Source organism: Citrobacter sp. Cpo045 (assembly GCF_030332875.1).
GTDB lineage: Bacteria > Pseudomonadota > Gammaproteobacteria > Enterobacterales > Enterobacteriaceae > Citrobacter > Citrobacter portucalensis.
In genome coordinates this window covers 622,869-648,737 of sequence record NZ_JAOWGZ010000107.1, presented here as the reverse complement: position 1 = coordinate 648,737, position 25,869 = coordinate 622,869, and the positions used below count along the sequence as shown (strand labels likewise).

The following is a 25,869-nucleotide window of genomic DNA, read 5'->3' as shown; positions in this document are numbered from 1 at the left end:
ATATCGACAAAACCTCAGGTAAAATATTTCCAACCAGATGGCTATATTATCAAAATTAATTTATCACGTGACAAATTACGTAGGGAGACTTGAATCGAGTATCCGGTATCGATGTTTACATCACATTAATGACACGTGACATATATCATCAATTCGGAGATCTACATTTTCACTCTCAAAAATGTATCCCGATAAATATTTCACCCCAAAAGTGTTAAATTTTTATTATGATTATTTTGCGGAGAGTTTATGAACAAAATATATCAAATAAAATGGAGTAAAGTCCGTAATTGCTGGTGTGTGTGCTCCGAACTGGGAAGGAAGAACACGAAAAAAAAGTCCAGGGCGTTATTAGCCGGTGCTGTAGCGCTATGCTCATCAATGGCTTTTGCTGATGATATTGATGTCAGCAAAGATAACACCGTTGATTTTGGCCCAAGCAACCAGTCCATTAATTACCATATCAATGTAAAAGATAATGCCAACCTGGTGATCAATGCGCCGGACTCTCGCCCCCGCCTGACCTTCACATCAGGTGGTGGGCTGGATATTACCCAAGGAACAGTGCGTATCAATGGCGAACTAAACGTTCTGCTGAGAGGTACGGGTTACCTTAACGTATCCAATGCAGGCAGCGAACTCTATGCTGACGACTTATATGACAGCGCATCAGACAACTGGCGAACTGGCGGTTATTTTAACGTATCTGATGGCGGTAAGATTCATGTTAAAGGGACCAGTCGTCTTACCTATGAAAGGGGAAACGTTAGCGGCGAAGGTAGCCAGGTAAATACACAAACATTCTTTATGGGTGTTTTCAAGAGCTACGGTGGCGATCAATTCCTGTCGGTTAATAACAAGGGAGAAATTAACGCCAGTGAGAAATTAAGCCTGGGGTATTATAATCAAGATTCAAATACCACATTAGTGGTATCAGACATGGGGAAAATCTCTGCCCCAGAAATTAGTTTGAGTACGAACTCAGAATTAGCATTAGGCGCTCAAGAAGGAGAGAAAGCTAAAACTGCTGGGGTCATTGACGCCAAGAAAATAGAGTTTGTCTGGGCTAGTACGGACAATAAAAAAATCACACTGAACCACACCAGTGATAACGCCAATATAACAGCTGATATATCAAGCGGTAGTGAGGGGCTGGGTAATATCAATGCGCTTAATGGCACAACGTTTTTGTCCGGAGATAACTCAAAATTTAGCGGCAAAGTAAAAATTGCCAAGAATGCCACCCTTGGGGTTACGCAGAACCTGGGAACCGCTGATATTAGCAATAGCGGCAAACTCTTGCTGAACGCTCAAGATGACATGGATTTCACCAATAAGATTACGGGGAACGGTATTATCTCCGTCGGCGCCGGAAATGTGGCGTTAATGGGTGATAACAGCGCCTTTAAAGGCAAGATCAATGTTGAATCGGGTGCCGTTGCGACCGTGTCCGATCAGAAAAACCTGGGCTCTGCCGGGTTATCCGTTGCCGGGAAACTGCAGCTCAATAGCACCAGCGACTGGTTGTTTAACCACAAGATTTCTGGGTCCGGCATCCTGAGTGTCGATACGGGAAATCACGCTTTCTCTTTTAAAAATAGCACAGCGACCTCTGGGTTCACTGGTGCTCTGGCGTTACAGAATACGACATTCAACCTGCAGGGAACCAACACCGATGCTCTTGCAAAAGCAGGGCTGATTGCAGGAAAAGGAAGTGAAATTTCACTGGGCACTGGCACACAGTCCATTGGAAGCCTGGCCTTTTCTGGCGGTACCATTGAGTTTGGTAACATTACCCCCGGCATACACCAAACCGACAAAATGGTGAATGTTAAAGATCAGTTAGACCTGACTGGGTCTGGTGCTGTGCAGGTGAATCCTGTGGGCGTAGTGGACGCCATATCTCAGGGTATTGATACCGGTCTCTCCTTAATGGAGCAGGAAGACGCCAATGCGGAAATTAAGCTGGTTTCCACCAATTCAGCAACCGTTGTAACAGGAGATGCCGGAAACCTACAACTGCAGGATCTGAACGGTAACGCGATAACAGATGCTGTTCAGCATGACATCAGCCAGGACGGACAGGTTGTAGCAAAGGGAACGTATGACTATCGCCTGACCAGTGGGCAAAATCATGACGGCCTTTATGTGGGCTACGGTCTGACACAGATTGAATTACAAGGACAGGGTCAGAATGCATTGATCCTGAACGCCAACGGAAAAACCGGAGCGGCTGCGGAATTGAGTTCCCGCCTGACCGGCTCCGGGGATCTGGCGCTCGACAGCCAGAAAGGCCACACAGTTTCACTATCAGGTTTGAATAATGATTACACCGGTCTGACCGATTTGCGCAGCGGTAATCTACTGATGCTCAATGATAATGTACTGGGCCATACAGCTGGTCTGCAGATGGCAGAAGAGACCGTTTTGGATATGAATGGGCATAGCCAGACGATTGGGCAGCTAACCAGCGCGGTGGGATCAGTTCTGAATATTAATGGCGGTAGCCTGACGATTTCTAACGGCGGAACATCCGCAGGAGCATTGGTCGGCAGCGGTAATCTGAATATAGATAACGGTGTCTTTAGCGTGAAGGGCAATAATGCGTCCTTAAGCGCAACAACGACCATCGCTTCCGGCGCAGAGGTCACTCTGGATAATGTTCAGGGATTGGGGACCGGGGAGATTATTTCCGATGGCCACCTCAATCTCAATGCCGTTGAGGGACACTTGTCCAACAACCTTAGCGGTAAGGGTGAAGTTTCATTCAGCGAATCTAACGTCGCTCTTGAGGGGGATAACAGTGGATTTAGCGGCCAGCTTAACCTGGATAAAAACACACAATTAGTGGCGTCAGCCGCCGAACATCTGGGGGAGGCGACCATTCATAATCAGGGTGACATGATCCTTAACAGCTTGGATGACTGGACCATGCAAAACCAGGTCGATGGCAGCGGTAATGTCATCAAGCAGGGTCAGGGCACTATCACTCTGACTGCAGATTCCACCTATACCGGCACCACTGATATTCAACAAGGGGGTCTGATGCTGGGTCAGGAGGATGCACCTGTTACCTTAGCGAGCCAGCAGATCAATATAACTTCTGCCGGTATGCTTTCAGGCGCGGGAACGGTACTAGGCAGTATCCATAATGCCGGACTGTTTGTTGCCGGAAATGGAGCATCAGGCCACTTTACTGTTGGCGGAGATCTCACCAACCAGGGTGCGATATCTTTAGGGAATATTGGACAGTCCGCAGGCAATCAGCTGATTGTTGAAGGAAATTACCACGGCGACAATGGTGTTATTAATTTTGATACGGTTCTGGGGGACGACCATTCGGTCACCGATAAGCTTATTGTAAAAGGTGATACCACTGGCAATACTCAAGTAAGTGTCACCAATGCAGGAGGCCAGGGTTCACAAACTCTGGAGGGGATTGAGCTTATTCATGTTGATGGCCGTTCTGATGGTGATTTTACTCAGAGCGGGCGTATCACTGCGGGCGCGTATGATTATTCATTGGTTCGAGGTCAGGGGGCTAACAATAATCACTGGTATCTGACCAGTCAGTTGAATAAGCCTGAAAAACCCGAAAAACCGGTTTCGCCCACAGAGCATATGCTTCGCCCGGAAGGAGGGACCTATACCGCGAACCATGCTGCCGTAAACACCATGTTTAACATGCAGTTACACGATCGCTCGGGCAAAGCTCAGTACACAGATGTGTCAACCGGAGAGATGAAAACCACCGGTATGTGGATGCGTCAGGCAGGTGGCCACCAAAGTTGGTATGACGGTAGCAGCCAATTACGTACTCAAAGTAATCGCTATGTGATGCAGCTCGGCAGCGATATCGCGCAGGGCTCAACCAACGGGCATGATAGCTGGCGTCTCGGGATCATGGCCGGGTATGGTCATGACAATAATCAGACCCGCTCATCAGCAACGGGTTACACCTCGCGAGGTAGCGTCAATGGCTATAGCACTGGCCTTTATGCTACATGGTTTGCCGATAACACCGACCATAAAGGCCTGTACCTCGACGGTTGGGCACAATATGGATGGTTTGACAACCATGTCAAAGGTGAAGGACTGGCTTCTGAGTCCTATAAATCCAAAGGTCTGACAGCTTCTGTTGAAACGGGATATACCTTTAAAGTTGGCGAATTCTCTGGCAGCAAAGGAACCGTTAATGAGTGGTATGTTCAACCGCAGGCGCAGGTTACCTGGATGGGGGTCAAATCTGATGACCATCGGGAAGCTAACGGAACGCGTATCGAGATGAATGGTAACGGTAATATTCAAACCCGTCTTGGAGCCAGAGCCTACCTGAAAAGCTTTAATAAAATGGATGAGGGCAAAGGCCGCGAATTCCAGCCATTTATTGAAGCTAACTGGCTCCATAATACACGCAGTTTTAGCACTAAAATGGACGACGTTAGCGTCAGCCAGGAAGGTGCACGCAATCTGGGAGAGATTAAACTGGGTGTCGAAGGCCAGATTACACCAGATTTAAATCTGTGGGGTAATGTGGGCGTCCAGATGGGAGACAACGGTTATAACAACAGCTCGGCAACGTTAGGACTGAAATATCATTTCTAATTAGCCCTCAACAAAAGATAGCCGGGGTGTTTTCGAGAGCACCCCGGCTACTGCCATAACCTCAAATATATCGACGCTTGGATTATTCTCATGGCCAGGCGAGCTATGAGAATAATGAGCACTTAAATAGCGCCAACCGTCATCCCATTCCTCCCCCTTTTACTCATCAAAAGGAGGGAAAAAAACGACTCGCAGTTAAAAAAGCCATTCATGACCTTACTTATCAACCGGATAATCCCTGTTAATCCACACATGTTCATCTTCCCAGGTAAACATCCATTTGCGAACCGGGCCGGCCATCACGTTAAGGTAGTAACTGTCATATCCCGCCAGGGTTGCCACCGGGTGATACCCTTTCGGCACCATCACCACGTCGCGGTTATAGACTGCCATACACTCGTCAAGCGACCGGTCATCGGTGTAGACCCGTTGCATACAGAATCCCTGCGGCGGGTTGAGGCGATGGTAGTAAGTCTCCTCCAGATAGGTTTCCTGCGGGGGATTATCGGTGTCATGCTTATGGCTTGGGTAAGAACTGGTACAACCTTCGTTGGTCCACACCTCCACCACCAGCAGACTATCTGCGGGTTTATCTTCCGGTAAGATGTTGTGCACGTAGCGCTGGTTGTGACCTTTGCCGCGCGCTTCCCCGTCGATATCCTTAGGTGCGATCAGCCGCGTTGGGTGCGTGCCTTTCCCCGGCGCAGCGCAGACCGCCAGCTCCAGTCTGGTCACCGCCTGAACCTGTATTGTTTCACCAGCAGTGACATAAACCGCCCACGGTTTGATGCGTTCAAACGGGCTCATCCGCTCACCGATATCCGTAAAAGTTGCGCCCGGCGTGGTGACGGTCGCGCGTCCGGCAACCAATACCAGACAACGTTCTTCGCTGACGGCGGGCAGCGTAAGCTGCTGCCCTTCCTCCAGTTCATACGCTCTAAAGCCAACATATCCCCAACCGGCGCTTTCCGGCGTCACTGACTGCGTACACCCTTGCGCGTCCGGCTGCTGCCAGCGTGATAATAAACGTGACATATCACCTCCTCAGATAAGCCCGGCATCCCGTGCCAGACGGCTAAGGTTGTTATAGCCCAGACGCGCATACGTCAGCGGATGCGCTATGGCTGGATCCTGCTCCGCCTCCACCACCAGCCACCCCTGATACTGGTTCGCCTTCAGCAATGCCATGATTGGCGGATAGTCAACGCAGCCATCTCCCGGCACGGTAAAGACGCCGCTCAGCACCGCATCGAGGAAGCTGGTTTTGCGGTTTTTGACATCCGCCAGCACGTCGGCACGTACGTCTTTGCAGTGAACATGGTTGATACGTGATGCCCAGCGCTGCGCCACAGCCAACGGATCGGCACCCGCAAAGGTCAAATGCCCGGTGTCGAGCAACAAGCCAACTTCATCACCGGTATTCGTCATCAGATTATCCACATCTTCAGCAGATTCAATCACCGTTCCCATGTGGTGGTGATAGGCAATCTGTACTCCCTGCTGCTGGGTGTAGCGCGCAAACTCAGTGAGCTTTTCACCGTACTCTTGCCAGCGCTCTTGCGGGAAGCGCGGACGCAGATGTACCGGCGTCTGCTGCTCGCCGTGAATGCAGCCACTGACTTCGGCAAAGACCAGCACCTTCGCTCCCAGTTCGCGCAGTAACGTCAGGTGCGATTGCACAGCGGCAATCTCCTCCTCCACGCTGCGTTCCAGCAGACGTCCGGAGTACCAGCCGGAAACCAGTTGCAGGTCGTGGCGCTGCAAAATTGGGCCGAGCAGTCGCGCCTCACGCGGGAATTTGTTGCCCAGTTCGAAACCAGCAAATCCAGCCTCTTTGCCCTCGCTCAGACACGTATCAAGCGACGTCTCAGCGCCCAGTGAAGGAAGATCGTCATTCGTCCATGTCAGTGGATTAATACCTAATTGTACCGTCATCATCTTCTCCTGAATTATGCTTGTCCGCGCTCGCGCCACCAGGCGATAAGCTGCAGGTAGTTATCTTTAATGCGCGCCACCAGCTGCGCATCGTCAATATCGTGTTTCAACCACGCGCGGGAAGCGTCGCCGAACAGCGTGCGTCCCACGGCAAAACCTTTCACCACCCCATGACCCGCAGCCGCTTTAAAATCAGCACGCAGTTGCTCTGCCGGAGCGTCCAGACCCAGGATCACCACGCCACGGCAGTGCGGATCGCGCCGTTCGATAATGTCACTCAACGCCGTCCAGCCAGCAGACGTCAGCGGTGGGAGTTTCCACCAGTCGGGGTAGATCCCTAAGTTGTAGAAACGGGAAATGGCGCGCAAATACAGTTCATCACTGCGCGGCATACTGGCCGGTAAAATCACCTCCAGCAGCAGCTCATGACCGGACTGGCAACAGGCGCGGTACACCTCAGCGATTTTCTGTTCTTGTTCCAGACGCAACGCGTGGGCATCTTCCGGATGGAAAAAGACCAGACACTTCACCACATGTTCCTGCGGCCAACTAATGAGCTGCGAGCCTATATTGCCGTGTTCCATCTCCAGCGGGCGTGACCCCGGCAGTTCGATAGGGCGACCTATCCACCAGCCCTCTCCGGTTATCGCATTCAGCGCATCCTGACCAAACGTACCATCGCACAGCAGCCCGGCCTTGCCCTCCAGCCCGGCGCTGTTGGCCGCTTCACGGCTGGCCTGCAAAATAAGCTGTTTCAATGCAGGAATACGCTTCAAAGACGCGCCGCACTGCAACGCCATCTCTTCCAGTTGGCTACGGTGATCGAAGGCCATCACGCACAGTTCCGGCCATGTGCGACGACGGGTCGTCACGCGATGTAAATGGTTGAGATGCGGATCGAGATCCGGACGTGGAACCTCTGCAGCGCGGGAAAGATAATCATCAAGCTCAACTTTGCTCGGCATCGCCGGCGCACAGCCGTGACGTGATACCACCAGTGCGCCGCAGGCATTTGCATAGCGGCACGCCTGCTCCCACCCCTCATCGTTAAGATAGCCGCGCAGCAGGCCAGACATAAACGCATCCCCCGCCCCCAGCACGTTCAGTACCTCTACGCGCACGCCGGTGACCGTCAGGCCATCGTCCAGCCGGGCCGGGATCGCGTCGGTATACACCGAACTGCCAAGCGCACCGCGCTTGCAGACCAGCGTCGCGTGACTCACGCCGCGAACCTGAGACAGCGCCTGCAGCGTATCGGTACTGCCGCCCGCGATATGAAATTCCTCTTCGGTGCCGACAATTACATCAAAAAGATGCAGCACCTCCTGCAACTGGCGGGTGACCTGATCGGCGGCGATAAAGCGCGTTTCGCCGTCGCCTAAGGAAGTAAGCCCCCACAGCACCGGGCGATAGTCGATATCCAGCGCCGTACGCACGCCGTGACGCCGGGCGTAAGCGAGCGCCGTCAACACCGCCTCGCGGGTTTGCGGATGAGAAAGATGCGTCCCGGTGATGGCAAGACAACGAGCAGAAGCGATGTACTGTTCATCAACATCGCTGGCGGTAATCGCCATATCCGCGCAGTTATCACGGTAAAAAATCAGTGGGAAGGTGTCCCGGTCTTTAATGCCGAGTAGCACCAGCGCCGTCAGGCGGTCTTTATCAGTGATCAGATGGCTGGTATCGCAGCCTACCTGGTTTAATTCTTCACGCAGGAAACGGCCCATATGTTCGTCGCCAACCCGCGCCAGCATTGAAGAACGCAGCCCCTGGCGTGCCGTACCGTAAGCCACATTACCGGAGGAGCCGCCAAGGTATTTGGCAAAGCTCGACACATCTTCCAGGCGCGCGCCAATTTGCTGACTGTAGAGGTCAACCGCCACGCGGCCCATGCATATCACATCAAACTGCTTTTCCACGTTGATACCTCTTCAGACAATGTCGTTCACGTTCAGCCAGCGGCCTTCCTGGTGCGAGAGTGCGATAGCGTCAAGCACGCGCGAAACCTTCCAGCCCTCTTCAAAGTCCGGCCACATCGGTGCATCGGCGGCAATGCCGTCCACCAGGTCACGTACTTCTACTGTTTTCTGGTCGTTAAAGCCGATACCATGCCCGGCTCCCATGCAAAACGCGCCGTAGTCCGGGTGCGCCGGGCCAACCAGTAAAGTGCGAAACCCCTGGCGGTTGACCGGATCGTCATGCAGATAGAGCTTCAGCTCAGCCATACGCTCCTGAGTAAAACTGATGGTTCCTTTGGTCCCGGTAATCACATACGACAACCCCATCTTGCGGCCACAGGCAACGCGCGAGGTTTCAATCACCCCTTGCGCACCGCCTGCAAAGCGCACCATCGCGTGGGCCTGATCTTCGTTCTCTACCGTCACCATTTGCGAGGAACCGACTTTCGCCGGACGCTGTGGCACCACGATCTTCAGGTCGCCGCAGACCTGATGAATATCCCCAACCAGGTACTGCGCCATATTGACGATATGCGCCGCCAGATCGCCAAGCGCACCAAGTCCGGCGGTCTCTTTAAAACAATGCCAGTGGATCGGCGCAAGCGGATCGGCCATGTAGTCTTCGTTGTGGGTGCCGTAGAAATGGATCACCTCACCAATTTCTCCGCGCTCAATGATCTCTTTCGCCAGCTGCGCCGTTGGGTTCTTCATATAGTTGAACCCCACCAGCGTTTTCACTCCTGCCCGCTGTGCAGCCTCAACCATTTCACGCGCGTCGTGGGCGTTCAGCGCCAACGGCTTTTCTGAGTACACATGCTTGCCATGGCGAATCGCTTCCAGCGCCATCTCTTTGTGTAGATGATTAGGAGAACAGATATCCACGACATCAATGGCCGGGTCGGCCACCAGCGCACGCCAGTCTCCGGTTGAGCGATTGAAGCCAAACGCCTGCGCCCGCTCGGCGGCCAGCTCTGGAGAGACTTCCGCCACCATTTCGCGCACCAGCTTGCCGCGCAGGTTAAACACCGTCGGGGCCTGGGCATAGGCGATGGCATGCGCCTTGCCGATATACCCGGTGCCAATCAATCCAATACGAACTTCTTTCATCATGATCCTCACAATGCGCCGCGACGGCTCTTGGCGTAGGTATCGAACGCCACCGCCAGAACGATAATTAAGCCGGTAATAATTTGTTGGTAGTAAGCCGAGACGTTCATCAGCACCAGACCGTTAATCAGGATGCCCATGATGATCGAGCCAATAATGGTGCCGCCAATACGCCCGTAGCCGCCCATCAGTGAGGTACCGCCAATGACCACCGAGGCGATAACGCGCAGCTCAAACGAGATCCCGGCGACCGCTTCTGCACTGCCCAACCGCGCGCTGAGAATGAAGCCCGCCAGCCCTGCCAGACAGCCAATTAACACGTAGACGCTCACCAGCACGCGCTTCACGTTAACCCCTGCCAGACGCGCCGCCTCCGGGTTGCCGCCGATGGCGTACACGAAGCGCCCCCAGCGGGTTTTATGTAGCGCCAGATAACCGCCTACCGCCACCAGCGCGAATATCCAGATTGGAATGGAGATACCAAGCAGTTCGCCGCGTCCCCACCAGCGGTATCCCGCGTCGAAACCGGCAATTGGTGCGCCGTCGTTAATCACCAGCGTCAGGCCGCGCCAGATCGTCATCCCGCCGAGGGTGACGATAAACGGCGGCAGACGCAGGCGGGTCACGCCGAGGCCATGCAGAAAACCAATCGCGGTGCCCATCGCCATACAGATACCAAGGCCAATCAGCCAGCTCATGCCACCCCAGGCGTTCGGGTCGACGGTGGTGAAGTTGTCGCCCTTAATCACATACGCGGCGGTCATGGCGCAGACCGCCAGGATGGAGCCCACCGACAGATCGATCCCGGCGGTCAGAATGACAAACGTCATCCCCACCGCCATGATCCCGTAGATGGAGACTTCGGTCAGAATGTTGAAAATATTGCGTTCAGAAAGAAAATTGCTGTTCTGCAACTGAAAGAAAATCAGCAGCAGGATCATGAAAATCAGTACCCCAAAGCGCTCAAAAAAGGCAATGGGATCAAGACGTCCGCCGCGTTTGGCAGGAACCTGCGTTTTAGAAATAATCTGCGTCATGAATCACTCCGTTATGCCGCATTCAGGGCGTTGTGGTTGATGGCCATCATCGTCATTAGCCGCTCTTCATTAGCGTCGTCACCGTGGATCTCGCCAGTCACCCGGCCTTCACTTAACGTGATGATCCGATCGGAAACCGCCATGACTTCCGGCAGATCGGAGGAGATCACGATCACCGCCACGCCCTTTTTCGCCATATCAAACAGCACCTGATGGACTTCTGATTTGGTGCCAACATCGATGCCGCGCGTTGGTTCATCCACGATCAACACCCGAGGATTAAGCGCCATGCAGCGCGCGAGGATCACTTTTTGCTGGTTCCCGCCGGAGAGCTTGCGTACCTCCTGCGCGCTGTTGACCATTTTGATCTGCAGCGCCTGGCGGTATGACTCGATCAGGGCATCCTCTTTGCGGGTATTCACGAACCAGCGCCAGTGCAGCAGTGACGAGAGGCTGGAGAGCGACAGGTTGTCGCGGATCGACAGCCCAAGCACCGCGCCCTCTTTTTTACGATCTTCCGGTACCAGCGCCAGCCCCTGATCCAGCGCAAACAGCGGATCGCGCGGCTGATATGGCACGCCATCAAGTTCAAAGCTGCCGGAAGTAAAACCGTCGGCGCCGAACAGGCAGCGGGCCACTTCGGTGCGTCCGGCACCCACCAGTCCGGCAATGCCTAACACTTCGCCAGCATGCACGTGGAAGCTAATGTCGTGCAGCGCGATGCCGTGCGGATCCAGCGGCGGTTTTTCGCGGCTAAGCCCCTTCACCGCCAGACGCACAGGTTTATCTTCATGGTGAGTTTCGCTGGCCGGACGGCGATTAAAGGCCACATCGCGCCCCACCATCAGGCGGATCAGCTGTTCTACGGTGGTCTGTGCAACCGCGCCATTTCCGGTGAATCGTCCATCCTGGAAAACGGTGAACTGGTCGCAGAGTTGAAAAACTTCATGCAGGCGATGGGTGACGTAGATAATGCTCACGCCACGCCCTTTAAGTTCCCGCACCACACGATGCAGGCTTTCCACTTCGCTGTCGCTCAGCGCGGCGGAAGGTTCATCCATAATGATGAGTTTTGCGTTCAGCGTTAGCGCCCGCGCAATTTCCACCATTTGCTGCTGCGCCACGCTCAGCCGGGCCACGGCCGTGGTTGGCGCAACGTTCAGTTGCAGGTAATCCAGAATCACCTGCGCTTCCTGATTTACCGCCTTTTCGTCAACAATCAGATTGCGTTTACGCGGTTCGCGTCCGAGAAACATATTCTCGGCGACGGTCATATTGGGCAGCAGATTAAATTCCTGATAAATCGTGATAATGCCCTTGTTCTGCCGCTCAACCGGAGAGTCTTCTACCGGCAATGTTTCGCCGTTGAACCAAATATCCCCGCGTGTTTGCGGCTGCGCGCCCGCCAGCGCTTTCAGCAGGGTCGATTTTCCGGCACCGTTCTCACCTAACAGCGCATGAATTTCGCCTGCTCCGACGGTCAGCTGTGCGCTGCTCAGCGCCCAAACGCCGGAAAAGCTTTTCGCCAGGTCGGTCACTTTCAGTAAGGGTTGCGACATCGGTCTGCTCCTCCTCATAGAGAGCCGCCACTTGCGCGGCGGCTGCGGACATATCAGTTACCGGCCTCACTAATACGCTCGGCCTGCTGCAGGTTCTCTTTGGTGATAAGCGTTGGCGGGTAGTCAGCCCCGGTGATCGCAGTCTTCTCACGGACGTTATTCACCAACTGGCTCATAGCCGTTTTCACCGCAAAGCCAGGACGCTGATCCGCCGTCACTGCCAGCCAGCCATCGCGCACACGCGCCAGTGCTTCCGGCACGGCATCGAAGCCCGTGACCAGAACTTCACCCGGTTTCAGTCCTTGTCCCTGTAACGCTTCAATCGCGCCCAGCGCCATATCGTCGTTAGCGGAGAGGATCACCTGCGGACGCTTCGGCAACGAAGGCAGAACGCTTTCGACAATGCGCATCCCTTCAGAACGCATCCAGTTACCGGTCTGATCGGCAACGATCTTGTACTTTTCACCACCCGCCTTCAGGCTGTCGCGAATGCCTTTAGTACGTTCAATGTTGGAGGAGGAGCCTGGCTGGCCGGTCAGCAGAATAATATCTGCCCCGTCAGGGAATTTGGTTTTGACAAAGTCGCCAATCGCCTGGCCGCCTTTGTAGTTGTTCGCGCCGAAGTGCGGCACTTTTTTCTGGCTGTCAACGGAGCGGTCAAGGGTAACAACGGGCAGTTTCGCATCCTGAATTTCATCTACCGCGCTGGACACCGCGTTGACATCGTTTGGTGAAACAATAAAGCCCTGTGCGCCACGAGTTATGGCGTTTTCCAGGTCAGCGACCTGTTTTGGCGAGCTACCCTGCCCGTCCAGGACCTGTAAATTCACGCCCATCTCTTTTGCGGCTTTCACCGCCGTGCGCTGCATGTGAACTTCAAATGGCATCGCCAGGTTTGGCGTACTGAAAACAATTTGCTCGTTTTCAGCAATGGCTGCCCCGGATGTCATGGCGATGAGGACAGCTAAGATCAGTTTTTTCATTATTATGTCTCTCTGTGTAGGGTAGGTTGTGGTGACAATCAGAGGAGAACTTCACGTTGGCTATGCAGTGACTCCAGCGCTTTATCCGCCAGATACAGCGCACGCTCGCCATCGTCCCCGCTGCAATCAGGGACCGCTTCGCCGCGCAGTACCGCAACAAAGTGTTCCCATTCCGCGGCATAGGCCGATTTATAACGCTGCAGGAAGAAATGTTCAGGTAACGCGCTGGTGCAGCCGGTCTTCGCGTAGTGCTGCACCTGATTTTCGAGAATGTTGCCCGCGCACAGCAGCCCTTCAGAACCGTGCAGCTCAAGGCGCTGATCGTATCCGTAAGAAGAACGGCGGCTGTTGACGATGGTCGCCATCGCGCCGGAGGCATATTTCAGTACGATGAACGCGGTATCGATATCGCCCGCTTCGCCAATCGCCGGATCCACCAGATTGCTGCCCTGGGCATACACCGAAACCGGCTCTTCGCCCATGATAAAGCGCGCCATATCAAAATCGTGGATGGTCATATCACGGAACATACCGCCGGACACACACACGTATTCCGCAGGCGGCGGCGACGGGTCGCGGGAGATGATCAGCAGCGATTCCGGCTTTCCGATACGCCCGGCCAGTGCGTCAGTTTTCACACGGCGAAACTGTGGATCGAAGCGGCGGTTGAAACCGATAAACAACGGTACGTCGTACTCTTTGACCACTTTCAGGCAGTCGCGTACACGGGCCAGATCCAGGTGGACCGGCTTTTCACAGAAGATGGCTTTGCCGTGGCGGGCGGCCATTTCAATCAGATCCGCATGGGTATCGGTCGCGGAGGCAATCAGCACGGCGTGAACGTTAGGGTCCGTCATCGCCTCATCCAGGCTTTGCAAACGAGCCTGGTACTGTGTGGCAAGACGGGTGGCAAATTCCTTATTCGGGTCGACGACGGACCAGAGGGTAGTGGCACTGTGACTGGCAATGTTAGCTGCATGTACCTGGCCAATTCGGCCAGCGCCCAGTAAAGCAATGTTAAACATAACGGCTCCCGGTGTTGGTGAATGCGATGAACTAACGACCCTTTAAATAAAACATTTATTTCATTTTTATAAATAGTGAAAATTATGTTTTTGGGTGCAAGTTAACACTTTTGAGATGATCGAGATAAAATCTGTTATCAATATCACAACATAACAACAGGGAAGATGCAGGAATTAGCCCCCTTCCGTTCAGGAAGGAGGCGATGGATGAAGAGAAAGGAAAAATGAAATGAAAATTTCGTTGTCGCAGGTTACCGGATGACAGCGCTAACGACTTATCCGGCCTGGGGGTAGAATCCGCTGTAGGCCGGATAAGCGCGGCGCCATCCGGCATTAATCGCTTTTAGTACTGACGTGCGTTTTTCACCTGCTCAAACGTCTGCTCAGCCGCTTTTCGCACCGACGGAGATTCTGCCACCTGCGCATCGCCAGTGCGCCACCAGGAGGCATAGTCGTGGGTCATGGTTTTCGGCAGGACTTTGATATCCAGCAGCACAGGCCCCGAATGCGCACGCGAGGCTTCCAGCGCCGCCAGCAGGCTTTGCTCGTCATGTACACGCCATGCCCGACAGCCGTAGCTTTCCGCGTTTTTAGCAAAATCGACCTTCACCAATGGCCCATCCAACCGTCCGGTTTGCGGATTACGGTGACGGTTTTCCGTACCGAAGCTTCCCATCCCGTGCCCCATCTGCAGGTTGTTAATACACCCGAAGCTGGCGTTATCAAACAGCAGGATAGTGACTTTTATCCCCTCCTGGACGGCGGTTTGTAGCTCGGAATGCAGCATCATGTACGAGCCATCCCCCACCATGGCATATACCGGCTGCTGCGGCTTCGCCAGCCTGGCTCCAATAGCAGCCGCAATCTCATAGCCCATACAGGAGTAACCGTATTCCAGGTGATAGCTGTCCGGGGTTTTGACCTGCCAGATACGCTGTAAATCGCCAGGCAGCGATCCGGCGGCCCCTACGACGATAGCGTTATCTTCAATGTGCTGATTGATAAGCCCCAGCACCTTCGTCTGGGTCAACCGGGTGTTTAGCGTGTCGCCATATTCCGCCAGCTGAGCGTCAAGATGCCCAGCCACTTCGGGTTCGTCATCGGGACGCCAGTCGCGCTCCCATAAACGTTGGCACTCATCGCGCCAGGCCTCTTGCGCCTTAGCGACCTCCTTCCCCCAATCGCTGCGGTAGTCTTTCAGTGTTTCGGTTAATGCCTTAAGCCCGGTACGGGCGTCGGCGATAAGCGCAGTGGCATCAAGCTTCAGTGCGTCAAACTCCGCCACGTTCAGCAGCAGGAACTCAACCTCCGGATGAGAAAACAGCGCTTTCGAACCGGTGGTAAAGTCGGTGAGGCGCGTACCAATGCCGATCACCAGATCGGCTTGCGGTGCGAGCTGATTCGCTGCCATCCCTCCAGTTACCCCAATGCCTCCGAGGTTAAGTGGGTGGTCACTAACCAGCGCTCCCTTTCCTGCCTGAGTTTCGGCAAACGGCAGTTGCAGCGTTTCAACAAACGTACGAAACGCCTCATGCGCGCCGGAATATCGTACCCCGCCGCCGCATACCACCAGCGGACGGCGTTTGCGGGCAATCAGCGCCCGCGCCATCGCCAGACGCTGCGGGTCGGGTGGTCGACGTTCGATCAAATGAACGCGGCGCGCAAAGAAGCTCTGCGGATAGTCCCAGGCTTCCCCCTGCACATCCTGTGGCAGGCAAATAGTTACGGCACCAGTATCTGCGGGGTCAGTAAGCGTTCGCATCGCGTTTAGCATCGCGCTCATTAACTGCTCCGGGCGGTTAATCCGGTCCCAGTAACGCGAGACCGGGCGGAAGCAGTCGTTGGTACTGATGCCAAGGTCATGGTATTGCTCAATTTGCTGCAATACCGGGTCCGGCTGACGACTGGCGTAGACATCGCCAGGCAACAGCAGCAGCGGAATACGGTTCGCCGTCGCGGTTGCCGCGGCGGTCACCATGTTTGCCGCTCCCGGCCCAACCGATGACGTCACGGCAAAAATACGCTGGCGCCGATGCTGTTTGGCGAATCCGGTCGCCATGTGCGCAATTCCCTGCTCATTACATCCCTGCATCACCTGCAAATGACCGGGTGCCTGCTCCAGCGCCTGGCCAATGCCAAGCACGTTACCGTGACCAAAGATGGTGGCGACGCCCTCGACAAAGGGTGTTTCCATGCCATCGACACAGATATATTGTTGATTAAGGAATTTGACCAGCGCCTGAGCCATGGTCATACGTTCGGTTTGCATAAACCCTCCTGTCAGCCCAGCGTTGGCATGGAGAACGCGGCCCCTGTGTCCTGCAGCATCTCCGGCCAGCGTGCGGTGACGGTTTTCATCCGGGTGTAGAAGCGCACACCATCGTTACCATGAACGTTCAGCGCACCAAAAATGGACCGCTTCCAGCCGCCAAAACTGTGGAACGCCATCGGCACCGGAATTGGAACGTTTACGCCCACCATGCCCGCCTGCACTTCTTCGCAGAAGCGACGCGCACAGCCGCCGTCACGTGTGAAAATTGCCGTGCCATTACCATATTCATGACGGTTAATCAGTTCCACCGCGCTGCTGTAATCTGCTACGCGCACCACAGAAAGCACCGGTCCAAAAATCTCTTCTTTATAGATGGTCATCTCCGGCGTGACGTTATCAAACAGGGTCGGCCCGACAAAATAACCCTGCTCATGGCCTTTAACGCTAAAACGTCGACCATCCACGCGCAGGCTGGCCCCCTGCGATTCCCCACTGTCGATATAACCGAGCACTTTATTACGGTGTACCGAGGAGATAAGCGGCCCCATTTCATTTTCCGGTGTCTGATCAAGACCCGATCCGACACGCAACGCCGCAATCTGTTTTTCCAGTCGCGAGCACAGCTCATCTGCCGTTTTGTCCCCTACCGCCAGCACGACCGAAAGCGCCATGCAGCGTTCACCCGCCGCGCCGTAAGCGGCCCCCATAATGGCGTTGGTCGCCATATCCATGTCGGCATCCGGCATTAAAATGCAGTGATTTTTAGCGCCACCTAACGCCTGGCAACGCTTACCGTGGGCCGATGCCGTCTGATAAATGTATTCCGCAATCGGCGTAGAGCCGACAAAGCTCACGGCCTGCACACGCGGGTCAGTTAACAGCACGTCAACGGACTCTTTGTCCCCCTGCACGACGTTGAACACGCCGTCCGGCAATCCGGCTTCTTGCAGCAGTTTGGCCAGAGCCAGGGCGAGAGAAGGGTCTTTTTCTGAGGGTTTCAGCACGAAGGTATTCCCGGTTGCCAGCGCGATGGGGAACATCCACATCGGTACCATTGCCGGAAAGTTAAACGGCGTGATCCCGACGCAAACCCCGAGCGGTTGCATCAGCGAATGGCTATCGACGCCGGTCCCTACGTTGGCTGAGTGTTCGCCCTTTTGCAGATGTGGGATGCCACAGGCAAACTCCACCACTTCCAGGCCGCGGGTCAGTTCACCAACTGCGTCAGAGAATACCTTGCCATGCTCTTCGCTGATGATGCGAGCCAGCCTCTCCATGTTTTCTTCCAACAGCGCCTTAAAGCGGAACATCACTCGCGCACGTTTTAACGGAGAATGGCGCGCCCAACCGGGGAATGCGTCGTGCGCTGCCGCAATGGCCTGCTCGGTTTCCTGTGTCGTACTCATCACCACCTGGCGGATCTGCTCGCCGGTGGCCGGGTTGAAGATTGCCTGAACGCGCTGGCCTGAACCGGTGACACATTCGCCGTGGATAAAATTCGCTACTGTCTCCATCCTTAACCTCTCGCTGTTGATACGTGACTGTTACCTGAACACTGTTATCTGTGTACTATATATGAAACAAATATTCCATTTTAAGTTGAAATAAAATAAATAATGATTAATGTGATCAAGGATGGGTTTTTATGTTAACAAGCGGAATCGCATGATTAGCGTGCACTGGCATAACGTTTCAGCGGACGACAAGCCTGAAGCTTTTGTTTCGTTTTTACAGCCAGATGAATGAGTGACATTTCAAAGACGCGGTTTTGCGTTTAGAATCATAAAACTATGTACCAGGAGGTAAAATGACAACAGCAACCAGCCTGAACGAGCTGCAGCAGCAAATTCGCGATCGCTACGATAGCCTGAGTAAGAGGCTGCAGCAGGTGTCCCGCTATGTGCTGGATAATACCAATAGCGTGGCCTTTGATACGGTTGCCGTCATTGCTGAACGTGCCGGAGTGCCACCCTCTACGCTTATCCGCTTCGCCAACGCCTTTGACTTCACCGGCTTCAACGAAATGAAACAGCTGTTTCGTATGAACCTGGTAGAGGAAACCGCCAGCTACAGCGACCGCGCGCGCATGTTCCGTGAGATGGAAAGCGAAGCCGTACCGGAAACCCCGCTCGATATCCTGCAGGAGTTCGCCCGTTCGAATACCCAGGCGCTCCAGCAGCTGGCAGCCCGTGCCGAACCTGAAATGCTGGAACGCGCCGTACAATTGCTGGCAGAAGCCGACACCATTTACATTGCAGGTCTACGTCGTTCGTTTAGCGTAGCGGCCTATCTCACCTACGCCCTGAGCCATCTTGAGTGTCGTCCTATTTTGCTCGACGGAATGGGCGGAATGCTGCGCGAGCAGATTAACCGCATCAAAGCGCACGATATTGTGGTGTCGATTAGCTTCTCGCCTTATGCGGAAGAAACGGTGATGGTCAGCGAAACTGCGGCCAATGCCGGCGCGCGCCAGATCGTGATTACCGACAGCCAGATAAGCCCGCTGGCCACGTTCAGCGATCTCTGCTTTGTGGTGAAAGAGGCGCAGGTTGACGCGTTTCGATCCCAGTCTGCGACGCTGTGCCTGGTGCAGTCGCTAGTGGTGGCGCTGGCTTACCGTCTGGGTGACGGGAGTAATGAAAACGGTCATTCTGTCGGGTGATGAGCACCGCAAAAATTGACGATCCGCTTTATTACATTCCCGCCAGCGTGACGTGAAACCGTGATGCCAGCCGTTACTTTTATGGTCGTTGAAAATATCGCCCTCATTCAGCGACCAGATAAAATACAATCCGTTATTACCATAAGCTACAATTATATTAATATTAGATAATCAACAATGCGCATGCTGACAATAATACGCAAAGGTTTACTATAGACCTGTCTTTTTTAAGCAGGAAAGTAAAATGAAAAATACAAAAGGGTTGATGATTATTGCCCTTGCTTTCACCCTGGCATCATGTGCTTCCATTCCTGAGAATATCAAAGGTAATAATCAACCCGATATCCAAAAAAACTTTATCTCCGTGCATAACCAGCCCGGTTTATATACCGGTCAACAGGCTCGCTTTGGTGGTAAAGTCATCAATGTGATTAACACCAAAAATGATACGTTGCTGGAAATCGCCGTTTTGCCACTGAACGACTCTGCTAAGCCACAAATAGACGCGAGCTATCAGGGACGTATTCTTGCCCAGCAGAAAGGTTTCCTCGATCCGGTAAACTACAGAAACCATTTCGTGACCATTTTGGGAACAATTCAAGGAGATGAGTCAGGATTCATCAACAAAGTCCCGTACAACTTTGTTAAAGTTGATTTACAAGGAATTCAGGTTTGGCATTTAACTGAGTCTGTCAACACCACCTATAACATGTGGGATTATGGTTACGGCGCATTCTGGCCTGAGTCGATGTGGGGAGCGCCTTACTACGCCAATACAGTCACTCAGGTAACTCCGGAGCTAGTGAAATAATCCCAGAGGTAAGATGGCGCGACTATATTCCGGAGTCAGGTGTTGGCAAACAACCCTTCTCATCACCCCGCGTTTATCTTATTGCGCCATCCTGCTTCATGAGTTCCTTCGCTTAACATGCATTCTTCCTGTTACATATAATTTTTAACCGCTAATTTGTTAGCGAAGAAATGGGCTTTACCCTTCTCATGCCTGACCATCTTTTGTTATTTACCGACAACTCCCCCACCCTGCATGCAATAAAAGAACATTTGTGTTTACACATTATTCAGGGATTACTATGAACAGAAAATGCTTACTGTTGATACCATTATTCTTTAGTAGCGTCATCATCACCGCCTGCGATAATAAACCTGCAGTAAAAACCGCCATGGAGCCCGAGGTCGGCGTTGTTACCTTAGCGCCCTCCTCAGTAAATATTAAAAGTGAACTTCCGGGTCGCGCGCTTGCGTTCGAGATCGCCGAAATCCGTCCTCAGGTTGGTGGGATCATCATAAAACGCAACTTTGTTGAAGGCGATAAAGTCAGCAAAGGAGAATCACTGTATCAAATTGATCCTGCCCCGCTGCAGGCACGACTGGACTCAGCCAAAGGCGCGTTGGCAAAGGCACAGGCTACCGCCAATAATGTTCGTCTGACACTCAATCGGCAGTCAGCGTTAATAAAATCTAATTACGTCAGCCGCCAGGACTATGACACGACGCGTTCACAGCTTAATGAAGCGCAAGCCAATGTTGCCGTCGCTAAAGCGGATCTTGAACAAGCCACCATCAATCTTCGATACGCCAATGTTACCTCGCCCATTGATGGCATTAGCGGCAAATCTTCCGTGACCGTGGGTGCCCTGGTTACTGCCAATCAGGAAAACGCGCTGGTTACCGTTCAGAGATTAGATCCGATTTATGTTGATTTAACCCAGTCAGTACAGGACTTCTTACGCCTGAAAGAAGAGAAAGCCAACGGCCAAATCGCCCAGCAACAAGGCAAAATTCCGGTTGAACTGATGCTGGAAAACGGCAAGCCCTATCGCCATACCGGTACGCTTGAATTTTCCGATCCCGCTGTTGATGAGACCACCGGTTCGGTAACCCTGCGCGCCGTATTTCCCAATCCTGAAGGTGAAATTTTACCCGGTATGTATGTCACGGCGTTGCTGGACGAAGGCAGTCAACAAAACGTGTTGATGGTCCCCCAGCAAGGAATTACGCATAACGAGCAAGGAAAAGCCACCGCGCTGATCCTTGACCAGGAAAACGTAGTGCAACTGCGTGAAATAAACGCAGTGAAGGCCGTTGGTAATCAATGGTTAGTGACCGCGGGATTACATCCTGGCGATCGGGTCATTGTGTCCGGATTACAAAGAATTCGTCCGGGAATCAAAGCCCGGGTCCTCCCTTCAAAACTGAACACACCTGACACGGTAGCTGAACAGTAATATTTCAGGCATTAAGGACACTTTCTTCATGGCCAACTTTTTTATTGAGCGCCCGGTTTTCGCCTGGGTGCTCGCTATTATCATGATGTTTACGGGCGGTATCGCGATAATGAACCTGCCTGTCGCCCAATATCCACAAATTGCGCCCCCAACCATTACCATCAGCGCTGCCTACCCAGGGGCTGACGCAAAGACCGTTGAAGACTCCGTCACCCAGGTGATTGAACAGAATATGAATGGTCTTGATGGCCTGATGTATATGTCATCCACCAGCGATGCGGCAGGTAATGCCTCGATTATCCTGACCTTCAAAACGGGTACGTCACCCGATATTGCGCAGGTTCAGGTACAGAATAAACTGCAGCTGGCGATGCCTTCCTTGCCACAGGAAGTACAACAGCAAGGGATCAGCGTTGATAAATCCAGCAGCAATATCTTAATGGTTGCCGGTTTTATCTCTGATAATAACAGCCTGAGCCAATATGATATTGCCGACTATGTGGCCTCGAACATTAAAGATCCGCTAAGCCGCACTGCCGGGGTGGGGAGCGTACAGTTATTCGGTTCGCAATACGCCATGCGCATCTGGTTGGATCCACAAAAGCTCGACAAGTATAACCTCACTCCCGAGGACGTCATTACCCAGCTCAAAGTGCAGAATAATCAGATATCTGGCGGGCAGTTGGGGGGCATGCCTCAGTCAGCCGATCAGCAGTTAAATGCGTCGATAATCGTCCAGACGCGTCTGCAAACGACCGATGAATTTGGCAAGATCTTCCTTAAAGTTCAGCAAGATGGTTCTCAGGTTCTGCTGCGCGATGTCGCGCGCATTGAGCTGGGTGCGGAAAATTATGCAACGGTTGCACGTTACAACGGCAAACCCGCCGCCGGGATTGCGATTAAACTTGCCGCTGGTGCCAATGCCCTGGCAACGTCCCAGGCGGTCAAACAAGAGCTGAACAGATTATCGGCCTGGTTTCCGGCCAGTATGAAAACCGTTTATCCCTATGACACCACGCCGTTTATCGAGATTTCGATTCAGGGTGTTTTTCATACTTTGATCGAGGCAATCATTCTGGTATTCCTCGTCATGTATCTGTTTTTACAGAGTTTCCGTGCGACGCTTATCCCCACTATCGCCGTTCCGGTGGTTATCCTCGGAACCTTTGCAATACTCGACGTCGCCGGTTTTTCGATTAACACGCTCACGATGTTTGGCATGGTGCTGGCGATAGGGCTGTTAGTCGATGATGCCATCGTGGTGGTTGAGAACGTAGAACGTATTATTGCCGAAGAGCACTTGTCACCAAAAGCGGCGACGCATAAAGCGATGGGTCAGCTCCAGAGAGCACTGGTCGGTATTGCCGTCGTCTTATCCGCCGTGTTTATGCCAATGGCATTTATGAGCGGGGCAACGGGTGAGATTTTCCGTCAGTTTTCCATCACCTTGATCTCCTCCATGCTACTGTCGGTATTTGTGGCAATGAGCCTGACGCCTGCACTTTGCGCTATGTTGTTGAAATCCCACGAAGGAGAAAAGGAAAACACACATTTTCTGTTTACCCGTTTCAATCACTTCATGGAGAAATGCACTCAGCACTACACGGACAGCACCCGTAGACTGCTACGTCGCACAGGCCGTTATATGGTCGTCTATTTAGTCATTGGCGCGGGCATGATTGTGCTGTTTTTACGCACTCCGACCTCGTTTCTGCCTGAAGAAGATCAAGGGGTATTCATGACCACGGCACAATTGCCTTCGGGTTCAACGATGGTGAACACCAGTAAAGTGCTCGGGGAAATAACCGACTACTACCTGACGAAAGAGCAGAAAAACGTTGCTTCAGTTTTCACCGTCGGCGGATTTGGTTTCAGCGGCCAGGGACAAAACAACGGTCTGGCGTTTATCAGCCTGAAGCCCTGGTCAGAACGCGTTGGCGAAGAAAACTCGGTTACCGCCATTATTCGACGGGCCATGATGGCCTTAAGCGCCATCAATAATGCCGTCGTTTATCCGTTCAATTTACCGGCGGTCGCAGAATTGGGCACCGCATCAGGGTTTGATATGGAGCTGCTGGATAACGGTAATCTTGGGCATGAAAAAATGATGCAGGCGCGGAACCAGCTTCTGGCTTTGGCCAACCAGTCATCCGGTGAGGTCGACGGGGTGCGTCCGAACGGTCTGGAAGATACACCGATGTTCCGCATTCACGTCAACGCCAAAAAGGCTGAAGCTATGGGCGTTGCGTTATCGGATATTAATCAGACCATCTCCACCGCGTTTGGTAGTCGCTATGTCAATGATTTCCTGAACCAGGGGCGCGTAAAAAAAGTGTATGTCCAGGCCGATACGCCGTTCCGTATGTTGCCGGACAATATCAACCACTGGTACGTACGTAACGCCTCCGGTTCCATGACGCCGCTCTCCGCCTACTCATCCACCGAGTGGACCTACGGTTCTCCTCGCCTTGAACGCTACAACGGCCAACCAGCAATGGAAATTCTGGGCCAGCCGGTTGAAGGGAAAAGCAGCGGTGATGCGATGAAATTTATGGCATCGCTGATTAATAAACTGCCCGCAGGCGTCGGCTATGCCTGGACCGGTCTGTCTTATCAGGAGGCGCTATCCACAAACCAGGCACCAATGCTGTACGGCATTTCGCTGATCGTCGTGTTTCTGGCGCTGGCGGCACTGTATGAAAGCTGGTCGATCCCGTTCTCGGTGATGCTGGTTGTGCCAATCGGGGTGGTCGGCGCTTTGCTGGCTACCGATCTGCGCGGCCTGAGCAATGATGTTTATTTCCAGGTCGGCCTGCTCACCACCATGGGGCTGTCGGCTAAAAACGCCATTCTGATCGTCGAGTTTGCCGTCGAGATTATGCAGAAAGAAGGGAAAACGCCGCTTGAAGCCGCAGTGGAAGCCGCGCAAATGCGCTTACGTCCAATTCTGATGACCTCACTGGCCTTCATCCTGGGGGTTATTCCACTGGCAATAAGCAACGGCGCGGGCTCTGGTGCGCAAAATGCCGTCGGTACGGGGGTTATCGGTGGGATGCTGGCCGCGACGGTACTGGCAATCTATTTTGTTCCAGTGTTCTTTGTCCTCGTTGAAAATACGTTAGCGCGATTTAAAGCTCGACGCTGATCCCCTGCCCTATCCCTGGGTTTAGATTATTAAATTCCCAGGGATGGGGCTTCGTTTGTCAGGTCTACGGTTATTAGCGAGCACGGCTATCCAGCGAGTTTCTCGTGGATAGCAGGGTAAGCATTACGCGGATTTTTTATAAGGAACGACTGAGGGTAGGAACAGAGGTTGTCAATTCTAACTAAAGCCAGGCTATCAAAACGGTTAATCAATAGTGCAGACCGGAACCTTTCAGATTTACAGCCAGTTCACCCAGTTTTGTATTCGGATGCTGATGGCACATTTTAACCATTTTCGGTACAGCTTCCGTTTCCACCTCATGCAGGGGAACATAATCATCGCCTTTAAAGTCCGAATTTTTATTAACAATCACAAAGGCAATTGCCGTCTTGTATTGCTGACTCATATCAACAAATTCTTTACAGGTCATATCTTGTGGCGCAGCTTCCGTTGCCTGAGTAGCAAAAGCACGGGTCATTGGTGCCATAACAGAGGTCACAAGAATAGCTGCAGAAACCATCATCTTAATATTCACTATGCGCTCCAGAGTTAGCATTAATTTTTATCGGCGAGCTTATCAGTTTTAACCAGCGTCGCATTTCTACGCAGACTGATAAAAGCTAAAGAACTAAAGATCATCTCGACACCAATAAAAATTGAGGTAAATACATACGATCTGTCGGGATCCATATTCAGCCATACGCCGGCAATAAGCAGGTCAAAAATACCAATAAAAATGTTCCATCCATAACCCGGGCTACGGAACAGCTTGACCCCAGAGGCGATACGAAAAATCCCCCCCAGAATAAACAGGCAGCAAAATACCATTGCCAGTGAATTCATGCCTATCACAGGATTCACGAGGAAACAGTAACCCAGCAGTAACCACGCGATAGCAAAAAAGGCATAGGTAAATTTGGCTTTCAATTGCTTTTTACCTGAGCTAAACAGGCTATAAATAGAATAGAAACCACATACCAGGAACATAAAGCCGGTTGCATAGCTTAAATAAACACCTGCAGCAATCGGATAAATCAAGCAGCAGATGCCACAAATCAACATCAACACCGCCATAATCGTCGCGTGCTTTTTATAATGAACGAGTGTTTTTTCATTAAACGCTCTCAGGCTACGCTGATTAAAAACAAACATACATCCTCCGTTATACATAAACGCAATGTAACCTGTTGACACAAGAATTATTACTCACTCAACATATGTTACTTACAATGGAATGATAAGACTTCCACTAAGGAAGCGTATATAAGAACAAGAGAATGTCGCTATGCGTATATTCCTACACATGTCAGACATCTGACACTTGTAGGATTAAAC

General features: G+C 52.7%; 17 protein-coding genes. 5 read left to right on the top strand and 12 right to left on the bottom strand.

Translation table 11 applies throughout. The annotated features are described in order from the left end of the window. The first annotated feature begins 249 nt into the window (after nucleotides 1–249). Complete coding sequence (locus OGY13_RS24850) at nucleotides 250–4,605, top strand: autotransporter outer membrane beta-barrel domain-containing protein (protein ID WP_213752839.1); 4,356 nt, start codon at nucleotides 250–252, stop codon at nucleotides 4,603–4,605. A 216-nt stretch (nucleotides 4,606–4,821) separates the two neighbouring features. Here the strand turns inward: OGY13_RS24850 and iolB are convergent, their stop codons facing one another. The 10 genes from iolB to OGY13_RS24800 form a co-directional block, all read right to left on the bottom strand. After that, nucleotides 4,822–5,640, bottom strand: a complete 819-nt coding sequence (iolB, locus tag OGY13_RS24845) for a 5-deoxy-glucuronate isomerase (protein WP_213752838.1) — start codon at nucleotides 5,638–5,640, stop codon at nucleotides 4,822–4,824. A 9-nt stretch (nucleotides 5,641–5,649) separates the two neighbouring features. Then, complete coding sequence (iolE, locus tag OGY13_RS24840; RefSeq protein ID WP_060683363.1) at nucleotides 5,650–6,540, bottom strand: myo-inosose-2 dehydratase; 891 nt, start codon at nucleotides 6,538–6,540, stop codon at nucleotides 5,650–5,652. Between the two features lie 14 nt (nucleotides 6,541–6,554). Beyond that, a complete protein-coding gene (locus OGY13_RS24835; protein WP_057068476.1) occupies nucleotides 6,555–8,459 on the bottom strand; it encodes a bifunctional 5-dehydro-2-deoxygluconokinase/5-dehydro-2-deoxyphosphogluconate aldolase in 1,905 nt (634 codons plus the stop codon). Between the two features lie 12 nt (nucleotides 8,460–8,471). Then, a complete protein-coding gene (locus OGY13_RS24830; RefSeq protein ID WP_153753958.1) occupies nucleotides 8,472–9,605 on the bottom strand; it encodes a Gfo/Idh/MocA family protein in 1,134 nt (377 codons plus the stop codon). Between the two features lie 8 nt (nucleotides 9,606–9,613). Beyond that, a complete protein-coding gene (locus OGY13_RS24825; RefSeq protein ID WP_003826102.1) occupies nucleotides 9,614–10,642 on the bottom strand; it encodes an ABC transporter permease in 1,029 nt (342 codons plus the stop codon). 11 nt (nucleotides 10,643–10,653) lie between these two features. Next, nucleotides 10,654–12,201, bottom strand: coding sequence for a sugar ABC transporter ATP-binding protein (locus tag OGY13_RS24820; RefSeq protein ID WP_003839789.1), 1,548 nt, complete (start codon nucleotides 12,199–12,201; stop codon nucleotides 10,654–10,656). Nucleotides 12,202–12,254: 53 nt separating this feature from the next. Beyond that, nucleotides 12,255–13,184 carry a sugar ABC transporter substrate-binding protein gene (locus OGY13_RS24815; RefSeq protein ID WP_003839787.1) on the bottom strand — a complete coding sequence of 310 codons (930 nt, stop codon included), beginning with the start codon at nucleotides 13,182–13,184 and terminating at the stop codon, nucleotides 12,255–12,257. Nucleotides 13,185–13,222: 38 nt separating this feature from the next. Beyond that, nucleotides 13,223–14,209, bottom strand: coding sequence for an inositol 2-dehydrogenase (gene iolG / locus OGY13_RS24810; RefSeq protein WP_048236588.1), 987 nt, complete (start codon nucleotides 14,207–14,209; stop codon nucleotides 13,223–13,225). A gap of 343 nt (nucleotides 14,210–14,552) precedes the next feature. Then, nucleotides 14,553–16,478, bottom strand: coding sequence for a 3D-(3,5/4)-trihydroxycyclohexane-1,2-dione acylhydrolase (decyclizing) (gene iolD / locus OGY13_RS24805; RefSeq protein WP_213752837.1), 1,926 nt, complete (start codon nucleotides 16,476–16,478; stop codon nucleotides 14,553–14,555). A gap of 11 nt (nucleotides 16,479–16,489) precedes the next feature. Continuing rightward, complete coding sequence (locus OGY13_RS24800; RefSeq protein WP_213752836.1) at nucleotides 16,490–17,995, bottom strand: CoA-acylating methylmalonate-semialdehyde dehydrogenase; 1,506 nt, start codon at nucleotides 17,993–17,995, stop codon at nucleotides 16,490–16,492. A gap of 293 nt (nucleotides 17,996–18,288) precedes the next feature. Between OGY13_RS24800 and OGY13_RS24795 the strand changes: the two genes are divergently transcribed. The 4 genes from OGY13_RS24795 to OGY13_RS24780 all read left to right on the top strand — a co-directional run bounded on the left by OGY13_RS24795 (nucleotide 18,289) and on the right by OGY13_RS24780 (nucleotide 24,534). Beyond that, on the top strand, nucleotides 18,289–19,143 hold the full coding sequence (locus OGY13_RS24795) for a MurR/RpiR family transcriptional regulator (protein WP_032944650.1): 855 nt from the start codon (nucleotides 18,289–18,291) through the stop codon (nucleotides 19,141–19,143). Between the two features lie 244 nt (nucleotides 19,144–19,387). Then, complete coding sequence (locus OGY13_RS24790; RefSeq protein WP_213752835.1) at nucleotides 19,388–19,954, top strand: Slp family lipoprotein; 567 nt, start codon at nucleotides 19,388–19,390, stop codon at nucleotides 19,952–19,954. 280 nt (nucleotides 19,955–20,234) lie between these two features. Next, on the top strand, nucleotides 20,235–21,389 hold the full coding sequence (locus OGY13_RS24785) for an efflux RND transporter periplasmic adaptor subunit (protein ID WP_008785564.1): 1,155 nt from the start codon (nucleotides 20,235–20,237) through the stop codon (nucleotides 21,387–21,389). Nucleotides 21,390–21,417: 28 nt separating this feature from the next. After that, complete coding sequence (locus OGY13_RS24780) at nucleotides 21,418–24,534, top strand: efflux RND transporter permease subunit (RefSeq protein WP_213752834.1); 3,117 nt, start codon at nucleotides 21,418–21,420, stop codon at nucleotides 24,532–24,534. A 208-nt stretch (nucleotides 24,535–24,742) separates the two neighbouring features. On the opposite strand, the gene OGY13_RS24775 is transcribed toward OGY13_RS24780, so the two are convergent. Together OGY13_RS24775 and OGY13_RS24770 are read right to left on the bottom strand one after the other, a co-directional pair. Continuing rightward, complete coding sequence (locus OGY13_RS24775; protein ID WP_057068467.1) at nucleotides 24,743–25,090, bottom strand: HdeA/HdeB family chaperone; 348 nt, start codon at nucleotides 25,088–25,090, stop codon at nucleotides 24,743–24,745. Further along, nucleotides 25,090–25,686: a DUF308 domain-containing protein gene (locus OGY13_RS24770; protein ID WP_003826082.1), complete on the bottom strand. Its 597-nt coding sequence runs from the start codon at nucleotides 25,684–25,686 to the stop codon at nucleotides 25,090–25,092. Before OGY13_RS24770 ends, OGY13_RS24775 begins: the two co-directional genes overlap by 1 nt. Between the last annotated feature and the right edge of the window lie 183 nt (nucleotides 25,687–25,869).

What these genes read in the sequence shown, in the direction of transcription:
- iolB (WP_213752838.1), bottom strand. Translation starts at nt 5,640, where the DNA reads ATGTCACGTTTATTATCACGCTGGCAGCAGCCGGACGCGCAAGGGTGT.
- OGY13_RS24815 (WP_003839787.1), bottom strand. Translation starts at nt 13,184, where the DNA reads ATGAAAAAACTGATCTTAGCTGTCCTCATCGCCATGACATCCGGGGCA.
- OGY13_RS24775 (WP_057068467.1), bottom strand. Translation starts at nt 25,090, where the DNA reads ATGCTAACTCTGGAGCGCATAGTGAATATTAAGATGATGGTTTCTGCA.
- iolD (WP_213752837.1), bottom strand. Translation starts at nt 16,478, where the DNA reads ATGCAAACCGAACGTATGACCATGGCTCAGGCGCTGGTCAAATTCCTT.
- OGY13_RS24780 (WP_213752834.1), top strand. Translation starts at nt 21,418, where the DNA reads ATGGCCAACTTTTTTATTGAGCGCCCGGTTTTCGCCTGGGTGCTCGCT.
- OGY13_RS24790 (WP_213752835.1), top strand. Translation starts at nt 19,388, where the DNA reads ATGAAAAATACAAAAGGGTTGATGATTATTGCCCTTGCTTTCACCCTG.
- OGY13_RS24820 (WP_003839789.1), bottom strand. Translation starts at nt 12,201, where the DNA reads ATGTCGCAACCCTTACTGAAAGTGACCGACCTGGCGAAAAGCTTTTCC.
- OGY13_RS24785 (WP_008785564.1), top strand. Translation starts at nt 20,235, where the DNA reads ATGAACAGAAAATGCTTACTGTTGATACCATTATTCTTTAGTAGCGTC.
- OGY13_RS24795 (WP_032944650.1), top strand. Translation starts at nt 18,289, where the DNA reads ATGACAACAGCAACCAGCCTGAACGAGCTGCAGCAGCAAATTCGCGAT.
- OGY13_RS24850 (WP_213752839.1), top strand. Translation starts at nt 250, where the DNA reads ATGAACAAAATATATCAAATAAAATGGAGTAAAGTCCGTAATTGCTGG.
- OGY13_RS24770 (WP_003826082.1), bottom strand. Translation starts at nt 25,686, where the DNA reads ATGTTTGTTTTTAATCAGCGTAGCCTGAGAGCGTTTAATGAAAAAACA.
- OGY13_RS24800 (WP_213752836.1), bottom strand. Translation starts at nt 17,995, where the DNA reads ATGGAGACAGTAGCGAATTTTATCCACGGCGAATGTGTCACCGGTTCA.
- OGY13_RS24830 (WP_153753958.1), bottom strand. Translation starts at nt 9,605, where the DNA reads ATGAAAGAAGTTCGTATTGGATTGATTGGCACCGGGTATATCGGCAAG.
- iolE (WP_060683363.1), bottom strand. Translation starts at nt 6,540, where the DNA reads ATGACGGTACAATTAGGTATTAATCCACTGACATGGACGAATGACGAT.
- iolG (WP_048236588.1), bottom strand. Translation starts at nt 14,209, where the DNA reads ATGTTTAACATTGCTTTACTGGGCGCTGGCCGAATTGGCCAGGTACAT.
- OGY13_RS24825 (WP_003826102.1), bottom strand. Translation starts at nt 10,642, where the DNA reads ATGACGCAGATTATTTCTAAAACGCAGGTTCCTGCCAAACGCGGCGGA.